We start from the raw sequence: 19,894 nt of genomic DNA on the forward strand, positions 1-19,894 counted from the left end.
ACAGGTTAACCGCGGTCCCGCGCCGACGTCTGCTGCTCCAGCGCCGGACCGGTCGGGTTGTCCCGCTCGGCCGCCTCGGGGTGCCGGGCGCGCCAGTACGGGTTGTCGCTCGGCAGGCTGTGGCTGACCCGGCCGTACATCCCGAAGGTCATCAGCAGCAGGCCCACCACGAAGCTGAACAGCACGTTCTGGATCTTGAAGGCCAGGACGTTGTGGGCCGTGTCGAGCAGGGCCAGGTTCAGGAAGCCGTTCAGGATGAACAGCACGCCCAGCACCATGTTCAGCGTCGACGCGAAGTTCCCGCCGATCACCATGCCCACCATGAGCAGCAGTCCGACGCAGATCGACAGGACGCTGAGCGAGCCGTTGGTGTTCAGGCCGATGACCCGGTCGCCGCCGGTGTCGAACCAGCCGATGTGGTTGATCAGCCCGAGGATGCCGAAGACCAGCAGGAACGCGCCCATCACGGCCGCCCCGATCCGGTACACCCGGCTCAGCCGGTGGTCCGTGGGGAGGTGGTCGTCGAACCGGATCGCCCGCCCGGACCGCCGGTGCGAATGCGCTGCGTGTGTGGCCATGTCCGTCTCCTCCGAGCGCCAGGGCCAGTGCGTTTGCGGCGAGGGCCGTATCCGGCCCACCCGACCTACTCAATATCCGCTCAGCCGCCCGCACCGGCAACACGGCTCAGTGGGGGCCGCCTCCGCGCTCGTCGCGGATCTGCCCGACCACCCGCGCCACGCTCTGCCGGACGGCCTCGGTCTCGGTCAGGAAGTGCCAGTAGTCGGGGTGCCGGCCCTCCAGCGAGCCGATCGCCCGCTCCAGCCGCGCCACCGCGTCGTCGAGCGGCCGGGCGTGGCGCGGATCGGGTGTTGTACGTCCGGTCATGGCCAGCCGCTGGGCGTCCCGGATCGCGAACCGGGTCCGCTCGATCTCCCGCTGCGGGTCCTTCTGCACGGCGTTCAGCCGCTCCAGCCGGTCGCGGGTGGCCGACACGGCCTCGTCGGTGGTGTCCAGCAGCGCCCGCGCGGTGGACAGCAGCGAGGTGGCGTCCGGCCAGTGCCGGCCGTCCCGGGCCGCCTGCGCCTCGCGCAGCTTGGCCTCGGCCTGGCGGACGTGCTCCACGGCCTGCGCCGGCACCTGCTGGAGGTCCTGCCAGCAGGCCGCCGAGAACCGCCGCCGCAACTCGCTGAGCACCGGCTCGACCTGCCCGGCGCGGGTGGTCAGCGCCTGGGCCCGGGTGCGCAGCGACACCAGCCGGTGGTCGATCTCGGCGGCCTTCTCCGGCAGCCGCGCGGCCTCGGCGCGGATCGCCTCGGCCTCCCGCCGCACCCGCTCGGCCCGCTCCAGCGTCGCGGGCACCCCGTGCTGCCCGGCCCCCTGGTTGAGCCGGGTCAGCTCGGGCGAGAGGGCGGCGAGCCGGGCCGCGAGGTCGTCGCCGCCCAGGCCCGACGCGCGCACGGCGTCCAGTGCCCCGCTGGCGGCCAGCAGGGACTGCCGGGCCCGTTCCACGGCCGGCGCCAGCCGGGCCAGCTGGGTCTCGGCCTTGCCCAGCAGCGGCTCGAGCCCGCTGCCGAACCGGTCCAGCTCCTGCTTGACGCGGACCAGTTCGTCCCGGGCCGCGGTCAGCTCGGTCCGCGCCCGCGCGGCCGCGGCGGCCTCCAGGTCGTCACGGTCGAGGTCCTGGGCGTCGACCGCCTCGATGTAGCGGCGGCTGACCTCGTCGATCCGGCCGCCCAGGGCCCCGAAGTCGGCGACCGCGCGCCGGGCGGCGGGGGAGTCGTCGACGGCCGAGATGGTCTCCACGGAGATCCGCAGGTCGCGCTGCGCGGTGTCCAGTTCGTAGAACGCGGCCGCGGCGGCGTCCTTAGCGGCCTGGGCCTCGGCGCGGTGTCCCTCGGCCCGCCCGCCGAACCAGCGCCGGGTACCGCCGCCGGCGAAGGCTGCGGGCAGCGCCAGCGCCGCGAGCACCGGCAGGGCCACCAGCAGCAGCCCGCCGGTGCGGGCGCCCGGCCGGACGGACCGACGGCGGGGCCGCGCGGCCGACGGACCCGGCGCGGACGACGCGGACGGCCGCGCGGCGGGCGTAGCCGGTGTCGCCGTCACATGCCTCTCCCGTGCTGTGCGTCGCGCTGGGCGGTGTCCGAGTCATTCTTCCACCCGTTGAGGACGAACACACGAGGCGGTCGGTTCGCGGATCGTCGGGCGGGTTCCCGGCTGGTCGGTGCGGTGACACCGGTTTGCCGGACCGGGCCCCGCGCCATGTAGGCTGTCGCCCTGTCCCGGGTGCGTAGCTCAGGGGTAGAGCGCCTGCCTTACAAGCAGGATGTCGGCGGTTCGAAACCGTCCGCGCCCACCGGAAGAAGGAGCCCCCGGCCGATCACGGCCGGGGGCTCCTGCGCGTCCCGCCCCGGCCACTCCCGCTGCGTCACTCCCGCTCCGGCTCGGCCTCCCGCTCGGCGTGCTTGAGCTTCATCCGGGCCTCCACCCGCTCCGCCGCGCTCACCTCGGCCCAGAAGCGGTGACCGCTGACGAAGACCGCCAGCTCGTGCTCGCGGCGCCGCAGCTTCTCCACCTCGGCCTGTTCGTCGTCCGTCCAGCCGGGCGAGGCGGGGCGCTCCACCTTGCGCCAGCCGGCGTCGTCGCGGAAGCCGTCCAGCGGCTCGACCGACCAGGGGAGCCGCTTGAGCAGGGCCGACAGCTCGGCCCGTACCTGATGCAACTCCTCCTGACCGGCCAGGAGGTCACTCGGGAAGTCATAGGGCGTAGCCACCCGGCAATGGTACGCCTGTTCGAATTTGCGACGCGAGTCGAGAACCGGGTTCCCTGGGAACGAGGGACCGGCGTGCGGGACACTGGGAGCATGTGCCGGAGCATCAAGACACTTCGCCCGCCCGCGCTGGCCGAGGAGGCCACCGAGGCGGAGATCCGCGCCGCGGCGTTGCAGTACGTGCGCAAGGTCTCGGGTTTCCGGGCGCCCGCCGCGCACAACCAGGAGGTCTTCGACCGGGCCGTGGACGCCGTCACCGAGGCGACCGCCGACCTGCTCGGCGGCCTCCGGGTGCGCGGACAGGGCGCGCGCGCCTGACCTGGCGGACCCACGGGCGCGCCGTGCCCGTACTGCGCCCCGGTACCTGCGCCCGCGCTACGCCGGCCGGCGCCGTACCAGGAAGCCCGCCGCCGCGCCCGCCGCGAACAGCGCGGTCAGGGACACGCCCGTCGCCAGCCAGGTCGCGCCCAGCCACTGGGCGCCGTAGTAGCCGAGGGCCGCGCTGTAGGCGGCCCAGCTCAGACCGGCCAGGGCGGACCAGGGGAGGAAGTCGCGGGCCCGGCGGTGGGCGGCGCCCGCGCAGAAGGAGACGACCGAGCGGCCGGCCGGGGCGAAGCGGGCCAGTACGACCAGAGCGCCGCCGCCCCGGGAGAGGGCCTCGCCGAGACGTTCCCGCGCGGTGGTCAGGCGCCGGGAGCGGGCGATGGCCCGGTCCAGCCGCGCCCCGCCCCGCCAGGCGAGCCGGTAGGCCACCAGGTCGCCGAGGACGGAGGCGGTCGCGGCGGACAGGATCAGCGCGAGGATGTCGGGGACGTGCCGCGGGACCTCACCGGCCGCCGCCGCCCCGGTGCCGGCCGCCGCCGTGGCCGCGGCGACGACCAGGACGCCGCTCGGCAGCACGGGCAGGAACACGTCGAGCAGGACCGACACGGCCACCATGGCGTAGATCCATGGGCCGCCCGTCAGTGCCCCCAGGCTGTCGGACACGACGCCTTCCCCGCTTCCCCCGTGACGCTCCCCCGATGACAGCCATAGAGCGTACGCCCGGCGTGTGACAACGGTGGCGCAGGGGGCGCGAGGGGCCAAGGGGGAGTACGGGGAGAAGCGGGGGAGGCGTGGGGGTGCGGGTTCCGGCGGGGGTTCGGCGGTCAGACCGTCGCCGGTGCCTGCTCGGCCGGGCGGCGCTGCTCGGCCGGGCGCCGGCTCACCAGCCGGTCCAGGCCGAAGGCGCCCGAGCCGAAGAAGACCAGCAGCAGGAAGGACCAGCAGAACAGCACCGACAGCTCGCCGCCGTTCTGTATGGGCCACAGGGCGACCTTCTGGTGCACGTCGAAGTAGGCGTACGCCATCGAGCCGGAGGCGATCAGGGCGGCGCCGCGGGTGCCGAGGCCGAGCAGGACCAGGGCGCCGGCGACGAGCTGGATGACGGCCGCGTACCAGCCGGGCCAGGTGCCGGCGTCGATGGTGCCGCCGTTGGTGCCGACCGCGCCGCCGAGCACGCCGAAGAGGGAGGCGGCGCCGTGCGCGGCGAAGAGCAGGCCTACGACGATCCGGAACAGGCCCAGGGCATAGGGCTGCGCGGTACTGAGGCGTGCGGACATGAGGGGGCTCCTCCGGGGGTGTCGGTCGGTGGTCGGCGGTACCGAACGAGAACGAGGTTAGGAGTGCCTAATAGTTGCTTGCAAGTTCAACATTTGGCCATACTTCCACCCCGCCGGACACACCAGTCACGCCGGGGATCGCAGGTGGGAGCGCTCCCATGAGCGCGTCGGCCTTCGAAAGCGAGTCCGAAAGCACACGTCGGAGCCCGTCGGTGTCCGTCGGCACCCAGGATCACGCGTTACCCTCGCGCGCCGGTCGGCCGTCCCTCACGCGCCCGCCGCCCGCCGCCCCCCCTCGTCCGCCGCCCGCGGCGCGCCGCACACCTCGTCCGCCGACCGCCGCACACCTATCGTCCGCCGACCGCCGCACACCCCGTCCGCGCGGCCGCCGCGCGCCCTCACCCGTCGGTCAGGGCCGACTCCTTCACCGTCCGCAGGGTGCCGTCCGGCTGGGTCTGCTCCAGCCGCAGCCGGGCCGAACGACCGTGCAGCGTCAGCGTCATGAGCTGGTTGCCGAACCACGGGCCGCCGCCCTTGCGCCACGTCACCGGCGGCGGGGCGCAGCGGCCGTGCCGGGCCAGAGCGCGCCCCAGGTACCGGGCCGGCGCGCTCCAGCCGAAGCGGAAGCCGACCCGTATCGACCGCGGCACCGAGTTGTGCACGGGGGAGCAGGTCAGCTGCACCACCCGGGCGTCGGGTCCGCCGGCGGGCCAGTGCGCCTCGGCGAGGTAGCCGTGGTGGACGTCTCCGGAGAGCACCGCGACGCTCGCCGGCGCCTGCGGGCCCGAGCCGGCCTCGGCGATCAGCGCGGCCAGGCGCGCGAAGGAGTCCGGGAAGGCCGCCCAGTGCTCCAGGTCGGCCTTGCGCCGCAGCCACTCGCCGAACCGTGCCCAGCGCCGGCCCCGCTCGCCCCTAGACAGCGCCGCGTCCCAGGCCTCGGCGTGGTGCACCAGGTGCGGCAGCAGCCAGGGCAGCGAGGTGCCGACGAGGAGGTGGTCGTAGGAGTCCCGGTCGGCGAGCACCTCGGCGCGCAGCCAGTCCTCCTCGACGCGGTCGAGCATCGAGCGCTCGTCCTCGCGCAGCACCCGCGCCGCCCGGGAGTCCACCATGACCACCCGGGCGGGGCCGAAGTCGCGGCGGTAGCTCCACCGGACGGACTCGGGATCGGCGTCGGCCCGGGCGGCGAAGTCGCGGACGAGGCTCGTGGCGTCCTCGGTGTCGTGCACGGCCGCCCAGAGCGGGTCGGCGGCCAGCTCGGCCGGGGAGAGGTTGCCCAGGTGCTGGTGGACCCAGTAGGACATCAGGCCGCTCAGCAGCCGCCGCTGCCACCAGTCGGTGGTGCGCATGTCGGCGAGCCAGGCGGCCGAGGTGTTCCAGTCGTCGATGACGTCGTGGTCGTCGAAGATCATGCAGCTCGGCACGGTCGACAGCAGCCAGCGGACCTCGGGGTCCAGCCAGGACTCGTGGTACAGCCGGGTGTACTCCTCGTAGTCCGCGACCTGCGGGCCGGGGGCCTTCGAGAGGTCGCGGCGGCCGGCCAGCCACTGCTGGGTCCGCTCGGAGGTCTCGTCGGCGTACACCTGGTCGCCGAGGAGCAGCAGCACGTCGGGGCGGTCGCCGCCGGGGTCGGCGGCCAGCCGCAGGGCGAGCGAGTCGAGGGCGTCGGCGCCCACCGGGTCCTTGCCGTCGGCCGGCGGCGCGGCCCAGCGGCAGGAGCCGAAGGAGATCCGGACGGCGTCGCCGGGGGCGGGCGTGCGGATGACGGAGGGCGGGAAGCGGGAGTCGGGCAGCGGCCAGACCCGCTCCTCGTCGAGGTACACCTCGTAGGACGGCGCGGTGCCCGGGGTGAGCCCGGTGACCTGCACCAGCGCGTAGTGGTGACCGGCCACCTGGAAGGTGCGGGCGGTGCCGCCGGCGCCGTCGGAGCAGCGCACCTCGGCGGCGCACGGCCGGCTCGTCTCGACCCACACGGTCGCGCACGAGCCGTCCGTGTACCTCAGCAGTGGTCCCAGGCACAGTCCGGCCATGTCCGCCTCCTTCGTCGCCCCGTACGGTACGCAGCGGCGGAGGGGCTCGACACGTGCCGCCGGATCAGCAAGGGGCCAGATACCCGCTCAGGGCGCTCTTCTCCGCGGAGTCGACGGAAAGGTTGTAGTAGTACTTCACCTGGACCCAGGCGCGCGCGTAGGTGCAGCGGTACGACGTGAGCGAGGGCATCCAGGTGGCCGGGTCCTGGTCGCCCTTGGACTGGTTGACGTTGTCGGTGACCGCGAGCAGCTGCGGCCGGGTGACGTCGTTGGCGAAGGCCTGCCGCTGGGCGGTGGTCCACTTGCCCGCGCCCGAGTCCCAGGCCTCGGCGAGCGGCACGAGGTGGTCGATGTCGAGGTCGGAGGCGGCGGTCCAGGTCGCGCCGTCGTAGGGGGAGTACCAGGTCCCGCTCTGCGCCGCGCAGGCGGAGTCGGTGACCACGTTGGAGCCGTCCCGCTTGAGGATGTACTCGCGGGTGTTGCAGGTGCCGCTGATGGTGATCCAGGTCGGGAACAGGTCCCGGTTGTAGCCGGTGCGGTTCTCGGTGGCCACGGTCAGCTGGGCGAGGTAGCCGCGGGCGGTGGCGCCGCTGACCGGGGTCGGCAGGGCGGCGGAGGCGTTCGGGGCGCAGAAGAGGGCGACGGAGGCTGTCAGAGCGGTGAGCGACGCGAGTATGCTCAGCCGTCGACGCGCGTAGAACTTCGCCGGACCGGTCGTGCGAGCCATGCGGACTCCCTTGGGGACTGGGGGTGTTGGGGCGCGGGCGAGGGAATGCTCGCGGTGCCGCGTTGCGGGGAGGTGTGCGTCCGGTAAGAAGCTAGTGACGTGTGCATGACACGACAAGGTTCACGACTGAACTTTTCCGCCGGTCCGGATCGCGTAGGATGGACGGCGCAGAAGGGGAGTAGCTCTTCGCCGGACCGTCGACATACTGCTCAGCTCGTCTGAGCCGGCGCCCGGAGGCGGGTTCCACGGCATCGTCCGGGACCGCCAGCGAGACCTTCGGCAAGCAGTGCACACCCGTGCCTCCCGGCGCGGGTGCCGTGTGCGCTGCCGTGCCGAAGTGCCGTCTCGCCCGACGTACCGCACTCTCGGTGGGGCAGCCCGACCGATTGAGACACCTTGATCAGCATCACCGTGACGGCGCTCGTCTTCGGCGTCGTCTTCCTCGCCGAACTCCCCGACAAGACCGCGCTCGCCGGTCTCGTCCTGGGCACCCGCTACCGCGCCTCGTACGTCTTCGCGGGCGTCGCCGCCGCCTTCCTGCTGCACGTGGTGCTGGCCGTCGCGGCCGGCAGCGTGCTCACCCTGCTGCCGCAGCGCATCGTGCACGCGCTCACCGGCGTCCTCTTCCTGGGCGGCGCCGCGGTGCTGCTGCTGAAGAAGGGCGACGACGACGAGGAGATCCGCAAACCGGCCGACCAGTCCTTCTGGAAGGTCGCCGGCACCGGTTTCATGCTCATCCTGGTCGCCGAGTTCGGTGACCTGACCCAGATCATGACCGCGAACCTGGCCGCCCGCTACGACGACCCGCTCTCCGTCGGCCTCGGCGCGGTGCTCGCCCTGTGGGCGGTGGCCGGTCTCGGCATCGTCGGCGGAAAGGCGCTGATGAGGAAGGTGCCGCTGGAGCTGATCACGCGCATCGCGGCGCTGCTGATGCTGGCGCTCGGCGTGTGGAGCCTGTGGGAGGCCGTGGCGGGCTGAGCTGAACGCACGGTGAAGTCCCGGGGGGTGCCCTGGCGCGACCGGTCCCTGTTTTGTACCGTAGAGAAACAAAGTGGCTCCCGCCCGTTCTCCCTGACCGGCGGGCGGGGCCGCCTTGTTCCCCGCGGGCCCGCCCCGCACGCCCCCTCCTTCCGCGCCCTGGAGCTGCGATGACGGCCACCGCCCCACTCACCGTGCTCACCGCGCGCGCCCTGCTGCTCGACATGGACGGCACCCTCGTCGACTCGGACGCGGTGGTCGGACGCGTCTGGCGGCGCTGGGCCGAGCGGCACGGCCTGGACGGGGATGAGGTGCTGAAGGTGGTGCACGGGCGGCAGGGCCACGCGTCGATGGCGGTACTGCTGCCTGACCGGCCGGTGCAGCAGAACCTCGCCGACAACGCCCGGATGCTCGCCGAGGAGACCGCCGACCTGGAGGGCGTGGTCGAGGTGCCCGGCGCCGCCGCCTTCCTCGCCTCCCTGCGCGGCCTGCCGCATGCCCTGGTGACCTCGGCCGACGCCGCCCTGGCCGGTGCCCGGATGGCCGCCGCCGGGCTGGAACCGCCCGAGGTGCGCGTCACCGCCGAGTCGGTCGGGGCGAGCAAGCCGGACCCCGAAGGGTTCCTCAAGGGCGCCGCCGAGCTGGGCGTGGACCCCGCCGACTGCGTGGTCTTCGAGGACTCCGGCGCCGGCATCGCCGCCGGACGGGCCGCCGGGATGCGGGTGGTCGGCATCGGCCCGCGCGCCGCCTGCCACGGCCCGGACGCGGTGGTGCGCGACCTGACCGCCGTACGCGTCGAAGCGGAGGCGGACGGCACCATCCGGCTGCACCTGGGCTGAGCCAGGGGGCCGCGGGGGCTGTGGCGCGGCGCCGGTCAGCCGGTCAGCCGGTCACGGCTCGGTCGTCTCCGACTCCAGGCGTGTCCGGGTCGCCGCGCCGTAGACGCCCGACTCGTCGCCCTGGACGCCCCGCGCCCACTGGTAGTAGCGCACGGCGTCCTCGACCTGGCGGTCGTAGAGGTCCGTCACCCGGCCGCCGTAGATGCCCAGCTGGCGCAGGCGCAGCTGGAGTTCCGTGACCTCCGCGCCCTGGTCGCCGGGGTGCAGCACGGGCGCGGCGGTGGGCGCGTCGGGCTCCTGGGTGGCCGCAGGCGTAGCCGACCGGACCGGCGTGGCCGCACCCGTGGTGCTGGGCGAGGGCGACGCGGTGGCGGAGGACGCCGAGGCCGACGGCGAGGGGGAGGCGGAGGCGCTCGCCGACGGCGAGGGGGAGGCCGAGGGAGAGGGCGCCGGGGAGGGCGGGGCCGCCGGGCTCGCGGACGTCGTGCTCGGCACGACGTCGGGCACGCCCTCGCGCACCTCCTGGCGGGCCGCCTGGTCGCGGGAGGGGGTGTCGTAGGAGATCAGCCCGCCGGCCAGCGCGGCCACGCCGGTGACCGCGACGACCGCGGCCGCGGCGCCGGTCAGCAGCAGCGCGGTCCGGCGGCGGGAACGCCCGCCGGACGCCTCCCCGGTCCCGGGCCGCGCGCCCGGGTCCGCGCCGGGGGCCCGGTCCGGGCCCGGGGCGAACAGGTCCAGGTCCGCCGGGCTCGGCTCCCGCACCGCCTGCGACGGCACCGTCACGGCGCCCGGCGCGTCCGGGGTGCCGTCGGCGGCCGCCGGCGCGGCGGGCGGCCGCCCGGTGTGCGACGCCTGCTCGGTGTGCGGTGCCTGGGCGCTGTGCGGTGCCCGCTCGGCCGGTGCCCCGGGGGCCGGGGCGGGCTCGGCGGACGCCGCCCGGGCGTGGTCCGTGTCGCCCCGGGCGCCGTCGAACTCCACGTACGGCCGTATCCGCAGCGGGTCGAAGTCCTCCGCCGCCGCCAGCTCGGCGGTGCGGGACGCGTGCAGGGCGTCCGCGGCGCGCCGGGCGCAGTCGCACGACGGGGAGTTGTCCGGCTCCCTGGGCGCCCCGCACTCCGGGCAGCCGTGGCCCGTCGGATCACTCACCGTTCGTCCCCTCCCCTCGCGCCCCCCGCGAACCCCGCATCCCCTCGCGGACTCCAGAGAATAGACAGACCCCCCGCCCGTCCGTCCGCCGCGCCCCGGAAAACGCTCGCCGCAAAGAGGACTCGACAGGCCATAAAGGGTGACTCCAAGCACGATGGGAAGTGCGCACGAGAGCCCGGGAGGTCTCATGGCCCTGGACACGCACGGCCCGGCGAAGGACGCCGAGGGAGCCAGGGACGCGGACGCGGAGCACGTCTCCGGCAACGTCCTCGTCTCGATCGGCGCCCTGCTGCTCGGGCTGCTGCTGGCCGCGCTCGACCAGACCATCGTGTCGACCGCGCTGCCCACCATCGTCAGTGACCTCGGCGGCCTGGAGCACCTGTCCTGGGTGGTCACCGCCTATCTGCTGGCCTCCACCGCCGCCACCCCGCTGTGGGGCAAGCTCGGGGACCAGTACGGGCGCAAGAAGCTCTTCCAGACCGCCATCGTGATCTTCCTCGTCGGCTCCGCGCTGTGCGGCACGGCGCAGGACATGCCGCAGCTGATCGGCTTCCGCGCGCTCCAGGGCCTCGGCGGCGGCGGCCTGCTGGTGCTGTCGATGGCGATCGTGGGCGACATCGTGCCGCCCCGCGAACGCGGACGCTACCAGGGCCTGTTCGGGGCCGTCTTCGGCGCGACCAGCGTGCTCGGGCCGCTGCTCGGCGGACTGTTCACCGAGCACCTCAGCTGGCGCTGGGTGTTCTACGTCAACCTGCCCGTCGGGATCGTCGCGCTCGCCGTGATCGCCACCGCCCTGCACATCCCGCGCCGGGCCGCGCACCACGTCATCGACTACCTCGGCACGTTCCTGATCGCGGCGGTCGCCACCTGCCTGGTGCTGGTCGCCTCGCTCGGCGGCACCACCTGGGCCTGGGGCTCGGCGCGGCTCGTCGGACTCGCGGTGCTGGGCGTCGTGCTCGCCGTCGCCTTCGTCCTCGTGGAGCGCCGGGCCGCCGAACCCGTGCTGCCGCTCAAGCTGTTCGGCATCCGCACCTTCACCCTGGCCGCGCTGATCAGCTTCATCGTCGGCTTCGCCATGTTCGGCGCGATGACCTACCTGCCGACGTTCCTCCAGGTCGTGCACGGCGTCTCGCCGACCATGTCGGGCGTGCACATGCTGCCGATGGTGGCCGGGCTGCTGCTGTCCTCCACGGCCTCCGGGCAGATCGTCAGCCGCACCGGCCGCTGGAAGGTGTTCCCGGTCGCCGGCACCGCCGTCACCGCGATCGGCCTGCTCCTGCTGCACCAGCTCGACGCGCACAGCTCGACCGCCGTGATGAGCGCCTGCTTCCTGGTCTTCGGCCTCGGCCTCGGCCTGGTCATGCAGGTCCTGGTGCTGATCGTGCAGAACGCGGTGTCGTACGAGGATCTCGGCGTCGCCACCTCCGGCGCCACCTTCTTCCGGTCCATCGGGGCCTCCTTCGGCGTCGCCGTCTTCGGCACGGTGTTCGCCTCCCGCCTCGGCGACAAGCTGGCCGACGCCTTCCGGGGCGTCCGGCTGCCGCCCGGGGCCACGCCCGGCGCGCTGGAGTCCGACCCGCGCGGCATCGCCGCCCTGCCGCCCGCGCTGCGCCCGGCGGCGCTGGACGCCTACGCCTCCGCCATCACGGACGTCTTCCTGTACGCCGCCCCGGTCGCCGTCGTCGGGTTCGTGCTGGCCTGGTTCCTCAAGGAGGACCCGCTGCGCGCCTCGGTGACCGCGCCGGACGCCTCCGAGACCATCCCGCCCAATCCCGTCCAGCGCTCCTCCCACGACGAGGTGTGCCGCGCGCTGTCCACCCTGGGCACCCGCGAGGGGCGCCGCGAGATCTACCGGGAGACCACCGAGCGGGCCGGGTACGACCTGCTGCCCGCCGCGAGCTGGCTGCTGCTGCGGATGCGCCGCTGCGGCTCGGTGGAGCCCGCCCTGCTCGCCGAGCGCGGCCCGGTGCCGCTGTCGGTGGTGATGGCCGCCGCCCGGCAGGTCGAGGAGCGGCGCCTGGCGGAGCGCCAGGGGCTCGACCTGATGCTGACCGGCCAGGGCCGGCTGGTCGCGGAACGGCTGGCCAAGGCCCGCGAGGAGTCGCTGACCGCGCTGCTGGGCGACTGGTGGGGGCCCGGCCGGCCCACCGACCTGACCACCCTGGTGCGGGAACTGACCGACGAGATGTGCGGCTCGGAACGGGAGCGCCCGCACGGTGGTACCGGCGCCCGGGTCGGCTGATGGCCGGCTGACCGGCGGCCGGGCGGCCGGTGACCGCGAGGCCGGTGCGCCCCCTGGAGCGGGGCGCCGGGCCGGGGTGCCGCACGCCCGTTTGCGGGCCGGTATCCGGGTCACCCGACCGGTACGCCGGCCACTGGGGCCGGTCGGATCCGGAAGGCAACCATGTCCACAGGCATGATCATCGCTCTGATCATCGTGGCGGTCGTGGTCCTCGCCGCGGCCGCCCTGATCCTGCGCCGCCGGGGTTCCCGGGGCGGACAGAGCCTGAAGCACCGCTTCGGGCCCGAGTACGAGCGGACCCTGGCCCGCCACGGCGGCGACACCGCCGCCGCCGAGCGCGAACTGACGGAGCGTGTCGAGCGCCACGGGGACCTGCGGCAGCGGCCGCTGGAGCCCGCCGAGCGGGAGCGGTTCGAGGCCCGCTGGACGGCCGCCCAGGAGCGGTTCGTCGACTCGCCCCGCGACGCGGTGGCCGAGGCCGACCGGCTGCTCGCCGAGCTGGCCGCCGTGCGCGGTTTCCCGGACGGCGGCCAGCACGAGGAGCAGCTCGCCGCGCTGTCCGTCCACCATCCCGAGCACGTCCATGGCTACCGCCGCGTGCACCGCGCCGCCCTCGCCGACGGCGCCTCCGGCGGCAATCCGGGCACCGAGGAGCTGCGTGAGGCCATGGTCGAGGCGCGGGCGCTGTTCGAGGATCTGACGTCCCGGGCGCCGCACGGGACGGACGGTGCGGACCACACGTCCTCGCACCGCCGTACGCACAAGCACCAGCTGATGGGGGGTTCGGCGTCATGACGTCCGACATGAACCACGACACGGGCAGCACGCCCGGGCGGGACGACCTGGCCCGGAGCACCGAGCGCGACACCACCCGCACTCCGGCGCGCGAGGCGGCGGACTACGACCCCACCCGCTCCCCGGAGCGGGGCACCGGGCGCGACACGACGCAGGGCCCGGCGTTCGACACCGCGCAGGCCCCGCAGTACGACCCGACGCGGGACCGCGGGCAGGACCGGGACGTGACCGGCGCGGGCCGCGAGCCCGCGTTCGACGCCGACGGGACACCGGCACGCGAGACCGTCCTCGGCACCCGGGGCACGTCCGGCACGCACGGCACGTCCGGCACCCCGGCCGCCTCCGGCACGACGGCGGCCGCGGGCACCTCGGGGCTCGCCGCGGCGTCCACGTCGTCCTCGGCGACCACCTCGTCCGCCTCGTCCACCTCGTCCACTTCGTCCAGCTCGGCCTCCCCGCTCATCGCGCACGAGGAGTCCGGCAAGCTGGAGTCCCGGGTGCAGCACGCGGTGGCCGGGTTCGTCGACGAGCCCCGGCAGGCGGTCGAGGAGGCGGACCGCGCGCTGGAGGAGATAGCCGCCCGCTTCACCGACGCCGTGGAGCGGCGCCGCCGCACCCTGCGCACGTCCTGGCAGGACGCGGGCGAGGCCGGGCCGGGCAAGGACAGCGACACCGAGCGGCTGCGGCTTGCGCTGCGCGACTACCGCGAACTGGCGGACCGTCTGCTCCACCTCTGACGGCGCGCACCACAGGGACCGGCGCCGGCGGCAGCACCGCCGGCGCCGGTCACCGCGTGGAGCGGCGGGCGTGCCATTCCCGTACGACCTCTTCGACGTCGTACGGCTTGCGGCCCAGCGGCGGGCCCGGCGGGGGCTTGAACATCATGTCGCGGATCTTGACGTTCACATCGGTGATGATCTTGCGGACCAGCCGCTCGGAGGGCGCCGCGTAGGCCGCCGCGAGCGCGTCCTCGGCCTCCTTGCGCAGCGCGAGGGCCGGGGGCAGCACGGCCAGGCCCTCCCGGGCCAGCTTGCGTCTGATCCACCACAGCTCGTCGTACGTGGAGTCCACGTCGGCGGGCAGCGGCTTGCCCGCTCCTGGCAGCCGGTCGAACTCGCCGCGCCGCTGGGCGTCCCGGATCTGCTTGTCCGCGAAGGACTCGAACGGGACGCCCGGTGGCTTTCGCTCGGTCATGAGCCCATTGTGCCGGACGGGGCCGGGCCGGGCGTTTTATCATGCGGCTCGTCACACGTGCTCAGACGCTTCACAGTCGCAGGGGGAACGCTCGTGCTCGAACTCACCATGGCCTCCGTCTCCGGGGCCGACGCGGGCGCCACCGCCGGCATGACGATGGCCGACGCGCCCAGCGAGCCGGGCGCCATGCTGCGGGTCGGCCGGGACCAGGCGGTGTGCCGCCTGGTGACGCCCGAGGACTGGCTGTTCGTCTCCCGGGTGCACCTGGAGTTCCTGTGCGGCCCCGACGGCGACTGGCAGGTGGCCTGGCTGCGCGGCTCGCAGGCCGAACCGTCCTCCGAGGTGCAGCTGCTGCTCGGCGGTCAGCCGCAGCGGATCGGCTACGGCGGGGCCGTGCCGCTGCCGCGGGGCGGCTCGGGCGAGATCGTCATCCTGGACCGCACCGCCCCGCGCAGCGTCAACGTCGGCTTCTACCACGAGCTGTAGCCGCGGCTACCGCTTGTGGCCGTTGCCGTGTCCGTTCGGATGCAGGACCACCTTGGTCCAGCCCTCGTCGCGGGCGTCGAAGTGCTCGTAGGCGGTGGGGGCCTCGTCGAGGCTGAGTTCGTGCGAGACGATGAAGCTCGGCTTCGCCTTCCCGCCCGCGATCAGGTCCCGCAGCGCCCGGTTGTACTTCTTCACCGGCGCCTGCCCGGTGCCCATGTGCTGGCCCTTGAACCACATCATGCCGAAGTCGATCGGAACCTTGCCGTGGGCCTCCATCTCCCCCTGGGCCTCCTCGCCACCGGGGTCCTGGGGCAGGAACACGCCCACCACGCCGATGTCGCCGGTGAACCTGACCGAGTCGATCAGCCCGTTGAGCGTGAGGCTGGCGTCCTCGTGGCCCTGGGGGTCGTGGGCCTGGTAGCCGACGCACTCGCAGCCGTTGTCGGCGCCCAGGCCGAGGGTGGCCTCCTTGACGACCTCCGCCGGGTTCTGCTCGGCGGTGTTGATCGGGATGGCCCCGATCTCCTCCGCCTTGCTCAGCCGGTCGGGCTGGTGGTCGGCCACCCAGACCCGTCCGGCGCCCTTGAGGAGGGCGGAGTAGGCCGCCATCTGCCCGACCGGACCGGCGCCGAAGATGATCGTCTGGTCGCCCGGCTTGACGTGGGCCATCTCGGTGGCGTGATAGCCGGTCGGGAAGATGTCGGCCAGCATCACGTAGTCGGTCTGGCGTTCGGCGGCGTCCTCGCCCAGGCGCAGGGCGTTGAAGTCGCCGTAGGGCACGCGCAGCAGTTCCGCCTGCCCGCCCTGGTAGGGACCCATGTCGGCGAACCCGAAGGCCGCTCCGGCGAGGTCCGGTTCCGGCTGCATGGTCAGGCAGTAGTTGGTCAGACCCCGCTCGCACTGCTTGCAGAACCCGCAGGCGATGTTGAAGGGCAGGACCACGTAGTCGCCGACCTGGACCTTGCGGACGGCCGAGCCGACCTCCACGACCTGGCCCATATTCTCGTGTCCCAGGGTGCGGCCGGACTCGAACGAGGTGCGGCCCTCGTACATGTGCAGGTCCGAGCCGCAGATGTTGGTCGTGGTGATCTTGACGATGATGTCGCAGGGATGCTCGATCTGCGGGTCCGGTACGTCCTTCACCGTGACCGTTCGCGGGCCTTCGTATACCGCTGCTCTCATGATGACTTCCCTCGGCGCCGCGGCCTGACCGCGGCACAGTGGTGTCGGAAATGGCGCGATGAGCCAGACCCGCGGGAGTCGGTACGACGGGCCGGCGCCGGTATGCCTCGGTGGGCCGTTCACGCGGTTGGGCTGGAACGGGGGTGTCGCCGTCGGGACCGCCCGGCGGCGCCCCGGCGCTGCGGTGGCGCGACGCCCGGGTCCCCGTCGGCCCCGGTGCGAAACGACTCCGCTCCCGATCGATCAGCCGTTTCGATCCGTCCGGTCACCGTCGTCGTCGCGGAGCATGCGGCGGCGTTCCTGCTCGCGCTTGGAGTAGGCGGCCGCCCGGATCGCCTCGTCGCTCTCCAGGCCTGATCCGAGCGCGCCGCCCACGGTGGCGACGGAGGCGACGAACCAGGACAGCGTCCAGTACTGCGCGGCGTGCAGCGGGGCGTGTGTCGTGGAGGTGTACACGCGGTCGTTGATGATGAACAGCGCCCACACCAGGTTGATGACGAGCAGGCCCCCGTAGCAGACGAGCACCCCGAAGGCCACGGTCACGATCGTCGAGGCGTTGTAGAGCCCCGCCCGCAGCCGCGCCTCCCGCGAGGCCCGCGACGGCCGGTCCCACAGCTCCGCGTCCACGATCAGCCAGCCGATCATGAGCGCGATCGACCCCACCATGGCGATCACCAGGCGCGGCGCGCTCAGAACCTCGGCCAGGCTCCACATGGTGGAGTTCACGGTGGCGACGGCGCCCGTGGCGAGTGCGGCCGCCAGGGCCTTGGACAGGCCCGGCACCAGCCGCCACGGCCGGTTGGCCCGGACCATGCCGCCGAGCACCCTGAGGTAACCGCGCGGCCCGCTGACGACGTACCGGAGATCGGCGGTCTCCTCCGCGTCCACCCGGCCCGCGCGGATGGGCGCGAGACGGCCGGCGAAGCGTCCGAGCGGCCGGCTGCGCGCGGGTTCCCCGGGCTCGCCGGCCGGCGGACCCGCCAGGCTGAGCACGGCCTCTTCCACCGCCCGCAGCGCCGTTCGCTCCAGGCGCAGGCCTCCCAGCGACGGCAGGGACAGCAGCGCCAGGCCGTGTTCGTGGCTCAGGTCCACGACGAGCTTGCGCCCGTGCGCGTGCAGCGGAAGGTCGGTGAGGGCCACGACGACGTCCCAGTCCTGCGAACCCGCGCGGTCCGCGATCCGGCGCATCAGCGTGGACAGGTCCTCCGTCTCCGAGGTGAAGGGCTCGCTGACCACCTTCACCTCGAACCGCCGCCCCTGGCCCGACCGGTCGGCGAGCCGGTCGGGGAGCACCCGGGCGATCCTCCGGGCGATCTCCGTCGGCGCGTCCGGATCGGCCAGGAGTGCCACTACGGTGACGTCCGTGACGTCCTGCGACGACTCCCGCATCGACCGGACCCTTCCGTCGGCTGCCCCGCGGCCACTCGTGCCCACAGGATGCCCCGGACGGCGTCGGCGCCGCGGGTGACACGCTGGCCCGCGGGGCAGCCGTCAGCCCAGTACGCGGGCCAGGGCGAAGCCGTCGTAGCCCTTGCTGCCCACGGTCTGGATCGCGGTGCCGGTCAGGCGGGGGTGGGCGGCGATGAGTTCGATGGCGGCGCGGGTGCCGACCACGTCCGGCTCGTCGCTGTCGGAGTCGGCCACGCGACCGCCGCGCACCACGTTGTCCAGGACGATCAGGCTGCCCGCGCGGGTCAGCCGCAGGGCCCACTCCACGTAGTGCGGGTTGTTGGCCTTGTCGGCGTCGATGAAGACCAGGTCGAAGGGGGCCGGGTTCTCGTCGGCGAGCTTGGGCAGCGACTCCAGCGCCGGGCCCACCCGCACCTGCACCACGCGCTCCAGACCGGCGCGGGCGATGTTGCGGGTGGCCACCTCGGCGTGCTTGGCGCTGTACTCCAGCGAGATCAGCCGGCCGTCGGCCGGGAGGGCGCGGGCCAGCCAGATCGTGCTGTAACCGCCGAGGGTGCCGATCTCCAGGATGGAGCGGGCGTCCTGGATCTGGGCGAGGAGCTGGAGGAACTTGCCCTGGCTCGCGGTGACGTTGATGTGCGGGAGCTGGGCGGCCTCGCTCTCGCGCAGGGCCGCCTGGAGCGCCTCGTCGTCGGGGGAGAGGTGGCTGGTGAAGTAGAAGTCGACGTCGTCCCAGAGCTGCGACCCGCTCATGCGCCTGCTGCCTTTCATACTTAGTTAGCACTTCTAACTAGCTGCCCTAACGAAGGTAGTCGCGCTCCGGTTCCGTGTCAGCCGACTTCCGTAACCGCCTGCGGGGCGTCGGCGGATCTCAGCCGATCGGCGCACTGCCCGGCCGGGGCGGACGCACGGCCTGCCCGGGCACGCGAAAGGGCGGGGGCCCGTGGTGGGCCCCCGCCCCGGCGTCATGCGTCAGGCGTCAGGCGTCAGGCGTAAGTGGTCTGCCGACCCTCGATCGCGGGGGCGGAGCCCGGGAGCGGCCGGCGGGCCGACTCGGTCATGCGCCAGACCGCGAAGCCGCCCACGACGGCCGCGGCCATCATGTAGTACGCGGGCATCATCATGTTCCCGGTCAGGTCGATCAGGGCCGTGACGACCAGCGGGGTCGTGCCGCCGAACAGGGAGACCGACACGTTGAACCCGATGGACAGGGAGCCGTAGCGGACCCGGGTGGGGAAGAGGGCCGGGAGCGCGGCCGGCATCGCGGCGGTGAAGCAGACCAGCAGCAGGCCCAGCGCGCCCATGCCCAGGCCGACCGCGAGCAGGCTGCCCTGGCGGATCAGCAGCAGGGCCGGGACGGACAGCAGCAGGAAGCCCGCGCAGCCGGCGGCGATGACCGGGCGGCGGCCGACGCGGTCGGTGAGGGCGCCGGCGAACGGCTGGACGACCATCATCAGCGCCATCACACCGAGCACGACCAGCAGCCCGTGCGTCTCGTCGTACTTCAGCTCGCTCGTCAGGTAGCTCGGCATGTACGACAGCAGCATGTAGTCGGTGACGTTGAAGACCAGGACCAGGCCCATGCAGAGCAGGAGCGCCTTCCACTGGCCGGTGACCATCTCGCGCAGCGGCACCTTGGGGCGGGCGGCCTCGGCCTTCTCCAGCTCGGCGGCGAAGGCCGGGGTCTCCTCCAGGCGCATCCGCAGGTACAGGCCGATGACGCCCATCGGGCCGGCGATCAGGAACGGCACGCGCCAGCCCCAGGACAGCAGGTCGGCCGACGACAGCAGCGCCGTCATCAGCGTGACCAGGCCCGCGCCGCCGATGTAGCCCGCCAGGGTGCCGAACTCCAGCCAGCTGCCGAGGAAGCCCCGCTTGCGGTCGGGGGCGTACTCGGCGATGAAGGTGGTCGCGCCCGCGTACTCGCCGCCGGTGGAGAAGCCCTGCACCAGGCGCGCGGCGAGCAGCAGCAGCGGCGCGCCGACGCCGATGGTGCCGTAGGACGGGATGAGCCCGATCGCGAACGTGCCCGCCGCCATCATGATCATCGTGACGGCGAGGACCTTCTGGCGGCCGACCCGGTCGCCCAGCGGCCCGAAGACCATGCCGCCGAGCGGCCGGACCAGGAAGGCGGCGGCGAAGGCGCCGAAGGTGGACAGCAGCTGCGCGGTCGGGTTGCCGGACGGGAAGAAGACCTTGCCCAGGGTCACCGCGATGTAGCTGTAGACACCGAAGTCGAACCACTCCATCGCGTTGCCCAGGGCGGCCGCCTTCACGGCGCGCCGTACGAGCGCGGGGTCGGTGACGGTGGCCCGCTGGCCGCGGGAGGCCTCGGAGGTCCGTGAGTCCCGGGAGGACCGGGGACCGGGGACGGGCGTGCTGCCGGCTGTGACGGTCGCCAAAACGGGGCTCGCCTACCTTTCGACGGGGACAGGGGCTCGGCCCGGACGGCGGCGATGACGTCGGCAGGCCGAAAAGCGACGATAGGTGGAGTTCCGCA

At 73.7% G+C, this 19,894-nt stretch carries 20 protein-coding genes and 1 tRNA gene; 8 read left to right on the forward strand and 13 right to left on the reverse strand.

Annotation, left to right across the window (positions count from 1 at the left end):
- Positions 1-5 precede the first annotated feature (5 nt).
- Both ACZ6CZ_RS02450 and ACZ6CZ_RS02455 read right to left on the reverse strand, forming a co-directional pair.
- Positions 6-578: a DUF4383 domain-containing protein gene (locus ACZ6CZ_RS02450; protein ID WP_469013596.1), complete on the reverse strand. Its 573-nt coding sequence runs from the start codon at positions 576-578 to the stop codon at positions 6-8.
- Positions 579-684: 106 nt separating this feature from the next.
- Positions 685-2,103: a hypothetical protein gene (locus ACZ6CZ_RS02455; RefSeq protein WP_469013603.1), complete on the reverse strand. Its 1,419-nt coding sequence runs from the start codon at positions 2,101-2,103 to the stop codon at positions 685-687.
- Between the two features lie 178 nt (positions 2,104-2,281).
- Between ACZ6CZ_RS02455 and ACZ6CZ_RS02460 the strand changes: the two genes are divergently transcribed.
- Positions 2,282-2,353, forward strand: a tRNA-Val gene (locus tag ACZ6CZ_RS02460).
- A 72-nt stretch (positions 2,354-2,425) separates the two neighbouring features.
- Here the strand turns inward: ACZ6CZ_RS02460 and ACZ6CZ_RS02465 are convergent.
- Entirely contained in the window at positions 2,426-2,770 is a 345-nt protein-coding gene (locus ACZ6CZ_RS02465; RefSeq protein WP_469013609.1) for a hypothetical protein, read from the reverse strand.
- 90 nt (positions 2,771-2,860) lie between these two features.
- Here ACZ6CZ_RS02465 and ACZ6CZ_RS02470 point away from each other — a divergent pair, with 90 nt between their 5' ends.
- The gene (locus ACZ6CZ_RS02470) at positions 2,861-3,085 is read left to right on the forward strand and encodes a DUF2277 domain-containing protein (protein ID WP_469013614.1); all 225 of its coding nucleotides are present in this window, start codon (positions 2,861-2,863) and stop codon (positions 3,083-3,085) included.
- Between the two features lie 57 nt (positions 3,086-3,142).
- Here the strand turns inward: ACZ6CZ_RS02470 and ACZ6CZ_RS02475 are convergent, their stop codons facing one another.
- The 4 genes from ACZ6CZ_RS02475 to ACZ6CZ_RS02490 form a co-directional block, all read right to left on the reverse strand.
- On the reverse strand, positions 3,143-3,706 hold the full coding sequence (locus tag ACZ6CZ_RS02475; RefSeq protein ID WP_469014369.1) for a DedA family protein: 564 nt from the start codon (positions 3,704-3,706) through the stop codon (positions 3,143-3,145).
- Between the two features lie 209 nt (positions 3,707-3,915).
- The gene (locus ACZ6CZ_RS02480; RefSeq protein WP_469013621.1) at positions 3,916-4,368 is read right to left on the reverse strand and encodes a DoxX family protein; all 453 of its coding nucleotides are present in this window, start codon (positions 4,366-4,368) and stop codon (positions 3,916-3,918) included.
- A 398-nt stretch (positions 4,369-4,766) separates the two neighbouring features.
- The gene (locus tag ACZ6CZ_RS02485; protein WP_469013624.1) at positions 4,767-6,395 is read right to left on the reverse strand and encodes an alkaline phosphatase D family protein; all 1,629 of its coding nucleotides are present in this window, start codon (positions 6,393-6,395) and stop codon (positions 4,767-4,769) included.
- Between the two features lie 64 nt (positions 6,396-6,459).
- The gene (locus tag ACZ6CZ_RS02490; protein ID WP_469013627.1) at positions 6,460-7,122 is read right to left on the reverse strand and encodes an HNH endonuclease family protein; all 663 of its coding nucleotides are present in this window, start codon (positions 7,120-7,122) and stop codon (positions 6,460-6,462) included.
- A gap of 396 nt (positions 7,123-7,518) precedes the next feature.
- Here ACZ6CZ_RS02490 and ACZ6CZ_RS02495 point away from each other — a divergent pair, with 396 nt between their 5' ends.
- Positions 7,519-8,100 (forward strand): TMEM165/GDT1 family protein, encoded by a 582-nt coding sequence (locus ACZ6CZ_RS02495; protein ID WP_469013629.1) that lies wholly within the window; start codon positions 7,519-7,521, stop codon positions 8,098-8,100.
- Between the two features lie 170 nt (positions 8,101-8,270).
- Positions 8,271-8,939, forward strand: coding sequence for an HAD-IA family hydrolase (locus ACZ6CZ_RS02500; protein ID WP_469013631.1), 669 nt, complete (start codon positions 8,271-8,273; stop codon positions 8,937-8,939).
- 51 nt (positions 8,940-8,990) lie between these two features.
- Here the strand turns inward: ACZ6CZ_RS02500 and ACZ6CZ_RS02505 are convergent, their stop codons facing one another.
- A complete protein-coding gene (locus ACZ6CZ_RS02505) occupies positions 8,991-10,085 on the reverse strand; it encodes a peptidoglycan-binding domain-containing protein (protein ID WP_469013633.1) in 1,095 nt (364 codons plus the stop codon).
- A gap of 187 nt (positions 10,086-10,272) precedes the next feature.
- On the opposite strand from ACZ6CZ_RS02505, the gene ACZ6CZ_RS02510 reads away from it, so the two are divergent.
- The 3 genes from ACZ6CZ_RS02510 to ACZ6CZ_RS02520 all read left to right on the forward strand — a co-directional run bounded on the left by ACZ6CZ_RS02510 (position 10,273) and on the right by ACZ6CZ_RS02520 (position 13,859).
- Complete coding sequence (locus ACZ6CZ_RS02510) at positions 10,273-12,327, forward strand: MDR family MFS transporter (protein ID WP_469013635.1); 2,055 nt, start codon at positions 10,273-10,275, stop codon at positions 12,325-12,327.
- Between the two features lie 162 nt (positions 12,328-12,489).
- Entirely contained in the window at positions 12,490-13,122 is a 633-nt protein-coding gene (locus ACZ6CZ_RS02515; protein WP_469013638.1) for a hypothetical protein, read from the forward strand.
- Positions 13,119-13,859: a hypothetical protein gene (locus ACZ6CZ_RS02520; RefSeq protein WP_469013640.1), complete on the forward strand. Its 741-nt coding sequence runs from the start codon at positions 13,119-13,121 to the stop codon at positions 13,857-13,859. The genes ACZ6CZ_RS02515 and ACZ6CZ_RS02520 overlap by 4 nt, the downstream gene beginning before the upstream one ends.
- 49 nt (positions 13,860-13,908) lie before the next feature.
- Here ACZ6CZ_RS02520 and ACZ6CZ_RS02525 read toward each other — a convergent pair whose 3' ends face one another.
- Positions 13,909-14,316, reverse strand: coding sequence for a DnaJ family domain-containing protein (locus ACZ6CZ_RS02525; protein WP_469013642.1), 408 nt, complete (start codon positions 14,314-14,316; stop codon positions 13,909-13,911).
- A gap of 93 nt (positions 14,317-14,409) precedes the next feature.
- Between ACZ6CZ_RS02525 and ACZ6CZ_RS02530 the strand changes: the two genes are divergently transcribed.
- A complete protein-coding gene (locus tag ACZ6CZ_RS02530) occupies positions 14,410-14,802 on the forward strand; it encodes a hypothetical protein (protein WP_469013646.1) in 393 nt (130 codons plus the stop codon).
- Positions 14,803-14,808: 6 nt separating this feature from the next.
- On the opposite strand, the gene ACZ6CZ_RS02535 is transcribed toward ACZ6CZ_RS02530, so the two are convergent.
- The 4 genes from ACZ6CZ_RS02535 to proP all read right to left on the reverse strand — a co-directional run bounded on the left by ACZ6CZ_RS02535 (position 14,809) and on the right by proP (position 19,796).
- The gene (locus tag ACZ6CZ_RS02535; protein WP_469013647.1) at positions 14,809-15,984 is read right to left on the reverse strand and encodes a glutathione-independent formaldehyde dehydrogenase; all 1,176 of its coding nucleotides are present in this window, start codon (positions 15,982-15,984) and stop codon (positions 14,809-14,811) included.
- A gap of 243 nt (positions 15,985-16,227) precedes the next feature.
- Positions 16,228-17,373, reverse strand: a complete 1,146-nt coding sequence (locus tag ACZ6CZ_RS02540; protein WP_469013649.1) for a hypothetical protein — start codon at positions 17,371-17,373, stop codon at positions 16,228-16,230.
- A gap of 102 nt (positions 17,374-17,475) precedes the next feature.
- Entirely contained in the window at positions 17,476-18,147 is a 672-nt protein-coding gene (locus tag ACZ6CZ_RS02545) for an O-methyltransferase (protein ID WP_469013650.1), read from the reverse strand.
- Positions 18,148-18,380: 233 nt separating this feature from the next.
- A complete protein-coding gene (proP, locus tag ACZ6CZ_RS02550; RefSeq protein ID WP_469013652.1) occupies positions 18,381-19,796 on the reverse strand; it encodes a glycine betaine/L-proline transporter ProP in 1,416 nt (471 codons plus the stop codon).
- Positions 19,797-19,894 lie beyond the last annotated feature (98 nt).

The organism is Streptomyces sp. NPDC041135, from assembly GCF_055592085.1.

What these genes read in the sequence shown, in the direction of transcription:
- ACZ6CZ_RS02450 (WP_469013596.1), bottom strand. Translation starts at nt 578, where the DNA reads ATGGCCACACACGCAGCGCATTCGCACCGGCGGTCCGGGCGGGCGATC.
- ACZ6CZ_RS02470 (WP_469013614.1), top strand. Translation starts at nt 2,861, where the DNA reads ATGTGCCGGAGCATCAAGACACTTCGCCCGCCCGCGCTGGCCGAGGAG.
- ACZ6CZ_RS02475 (WP_469014369.1), bottom strand. Translation starts at nt 3,706, where the DNA reads ATGGTGGCCGTGTCGGTCCTGCTCGACGTGTTCCTGCCCGTGCTGCCG.
- ACZ6CZ_RS02480 (WP_469013621.1), bottom strand. Translation starts at nt 4,368, where the DNA reads ATGTCCGCACGCCTCAGTACCGCGCAGCCCTATGCCCTGGGCCTGTTC.
- ACZ6CZ_RS02485 (WP_469013624.1), bottom strand. Translation starts at nt 6,395, where the DNA reads ATGGCCGGACTGTGCCTGGGACCACTGCTGAGGTACACGGACGGCTCG.
- ACZ6CZ_RS02490 (WP_469013627.1), bottom strand. Translation starts at nt 7,122, where the DNA reads ATGGCTCGCACGACCGGTCCGGCGAAGTTCTACGCGCGTCGACGGCTG.
- ACZ6CZ_RS02500 (WP_469013631.1), top strand. Translation starts at nt 8,271, where the DNA reads ATGACGGCCACCGCCCCACTCACCGTGCTCACCGCGCGCGCCCTGCTG.
- ACZ6CZ_RS02510 (WP_469013635.1), top strand. Translation starts at nt 10,273, where the DNA reads ATGGCCCTGGACACGCACGGCCCGGCGAAGGACGCCGAGGGAGCCAGG.
- ACZ6CZ_RS02515 (WP_469013638.1), top strand. Translation starts at nt 12,490, where the DNA reads ATGTCCACAGGCATGATCATCGCTCTGATCATCGTGGCGGTCGTGGTC.
- ACZ6CZ_RS02520 (WP_469013640.1), top strand. Translation starts at nt 13,119, where the DNA reads ATGACGTCCGACATGAACCACGACACGGGCAGCACGCCCGGGCGGGAC.
- ACZ6CZ_RS02525 (WP_469013642.1), bottom strand. Translation starts at nt 14,316, where the DNA reads ATGACCGAGCGAAAGCCACCGGGCGTCCCGTTCGAGTCCTTCGCGGAC.
- ACZ6CZ_RS02535 (WP_469013647.1), bottom strand. Translation starts at nt 15,984, where the DNA reads ATGAGAGCAGCGGTATACGAAGGCCCGCGAACGGTCACGGTGAAGGAC.
- ACZ6CZ_RS02540 (WP_469013649.1), bottom strand. Translation starts at nt 17,373, where the DNA reads ATGCGGGAGTCGTCGCAGGACGTCACGGACGTCACCGTAGTGGCACTC.
- ACZ6CZ_RS02545 (WP_469013650.1), bottom strand. Translation starts at nt 18,147, where the DNA reads ATGAGCGGGTCGCAGCTCTGGGACGACGTCGACTTCTACTTCACCAGC.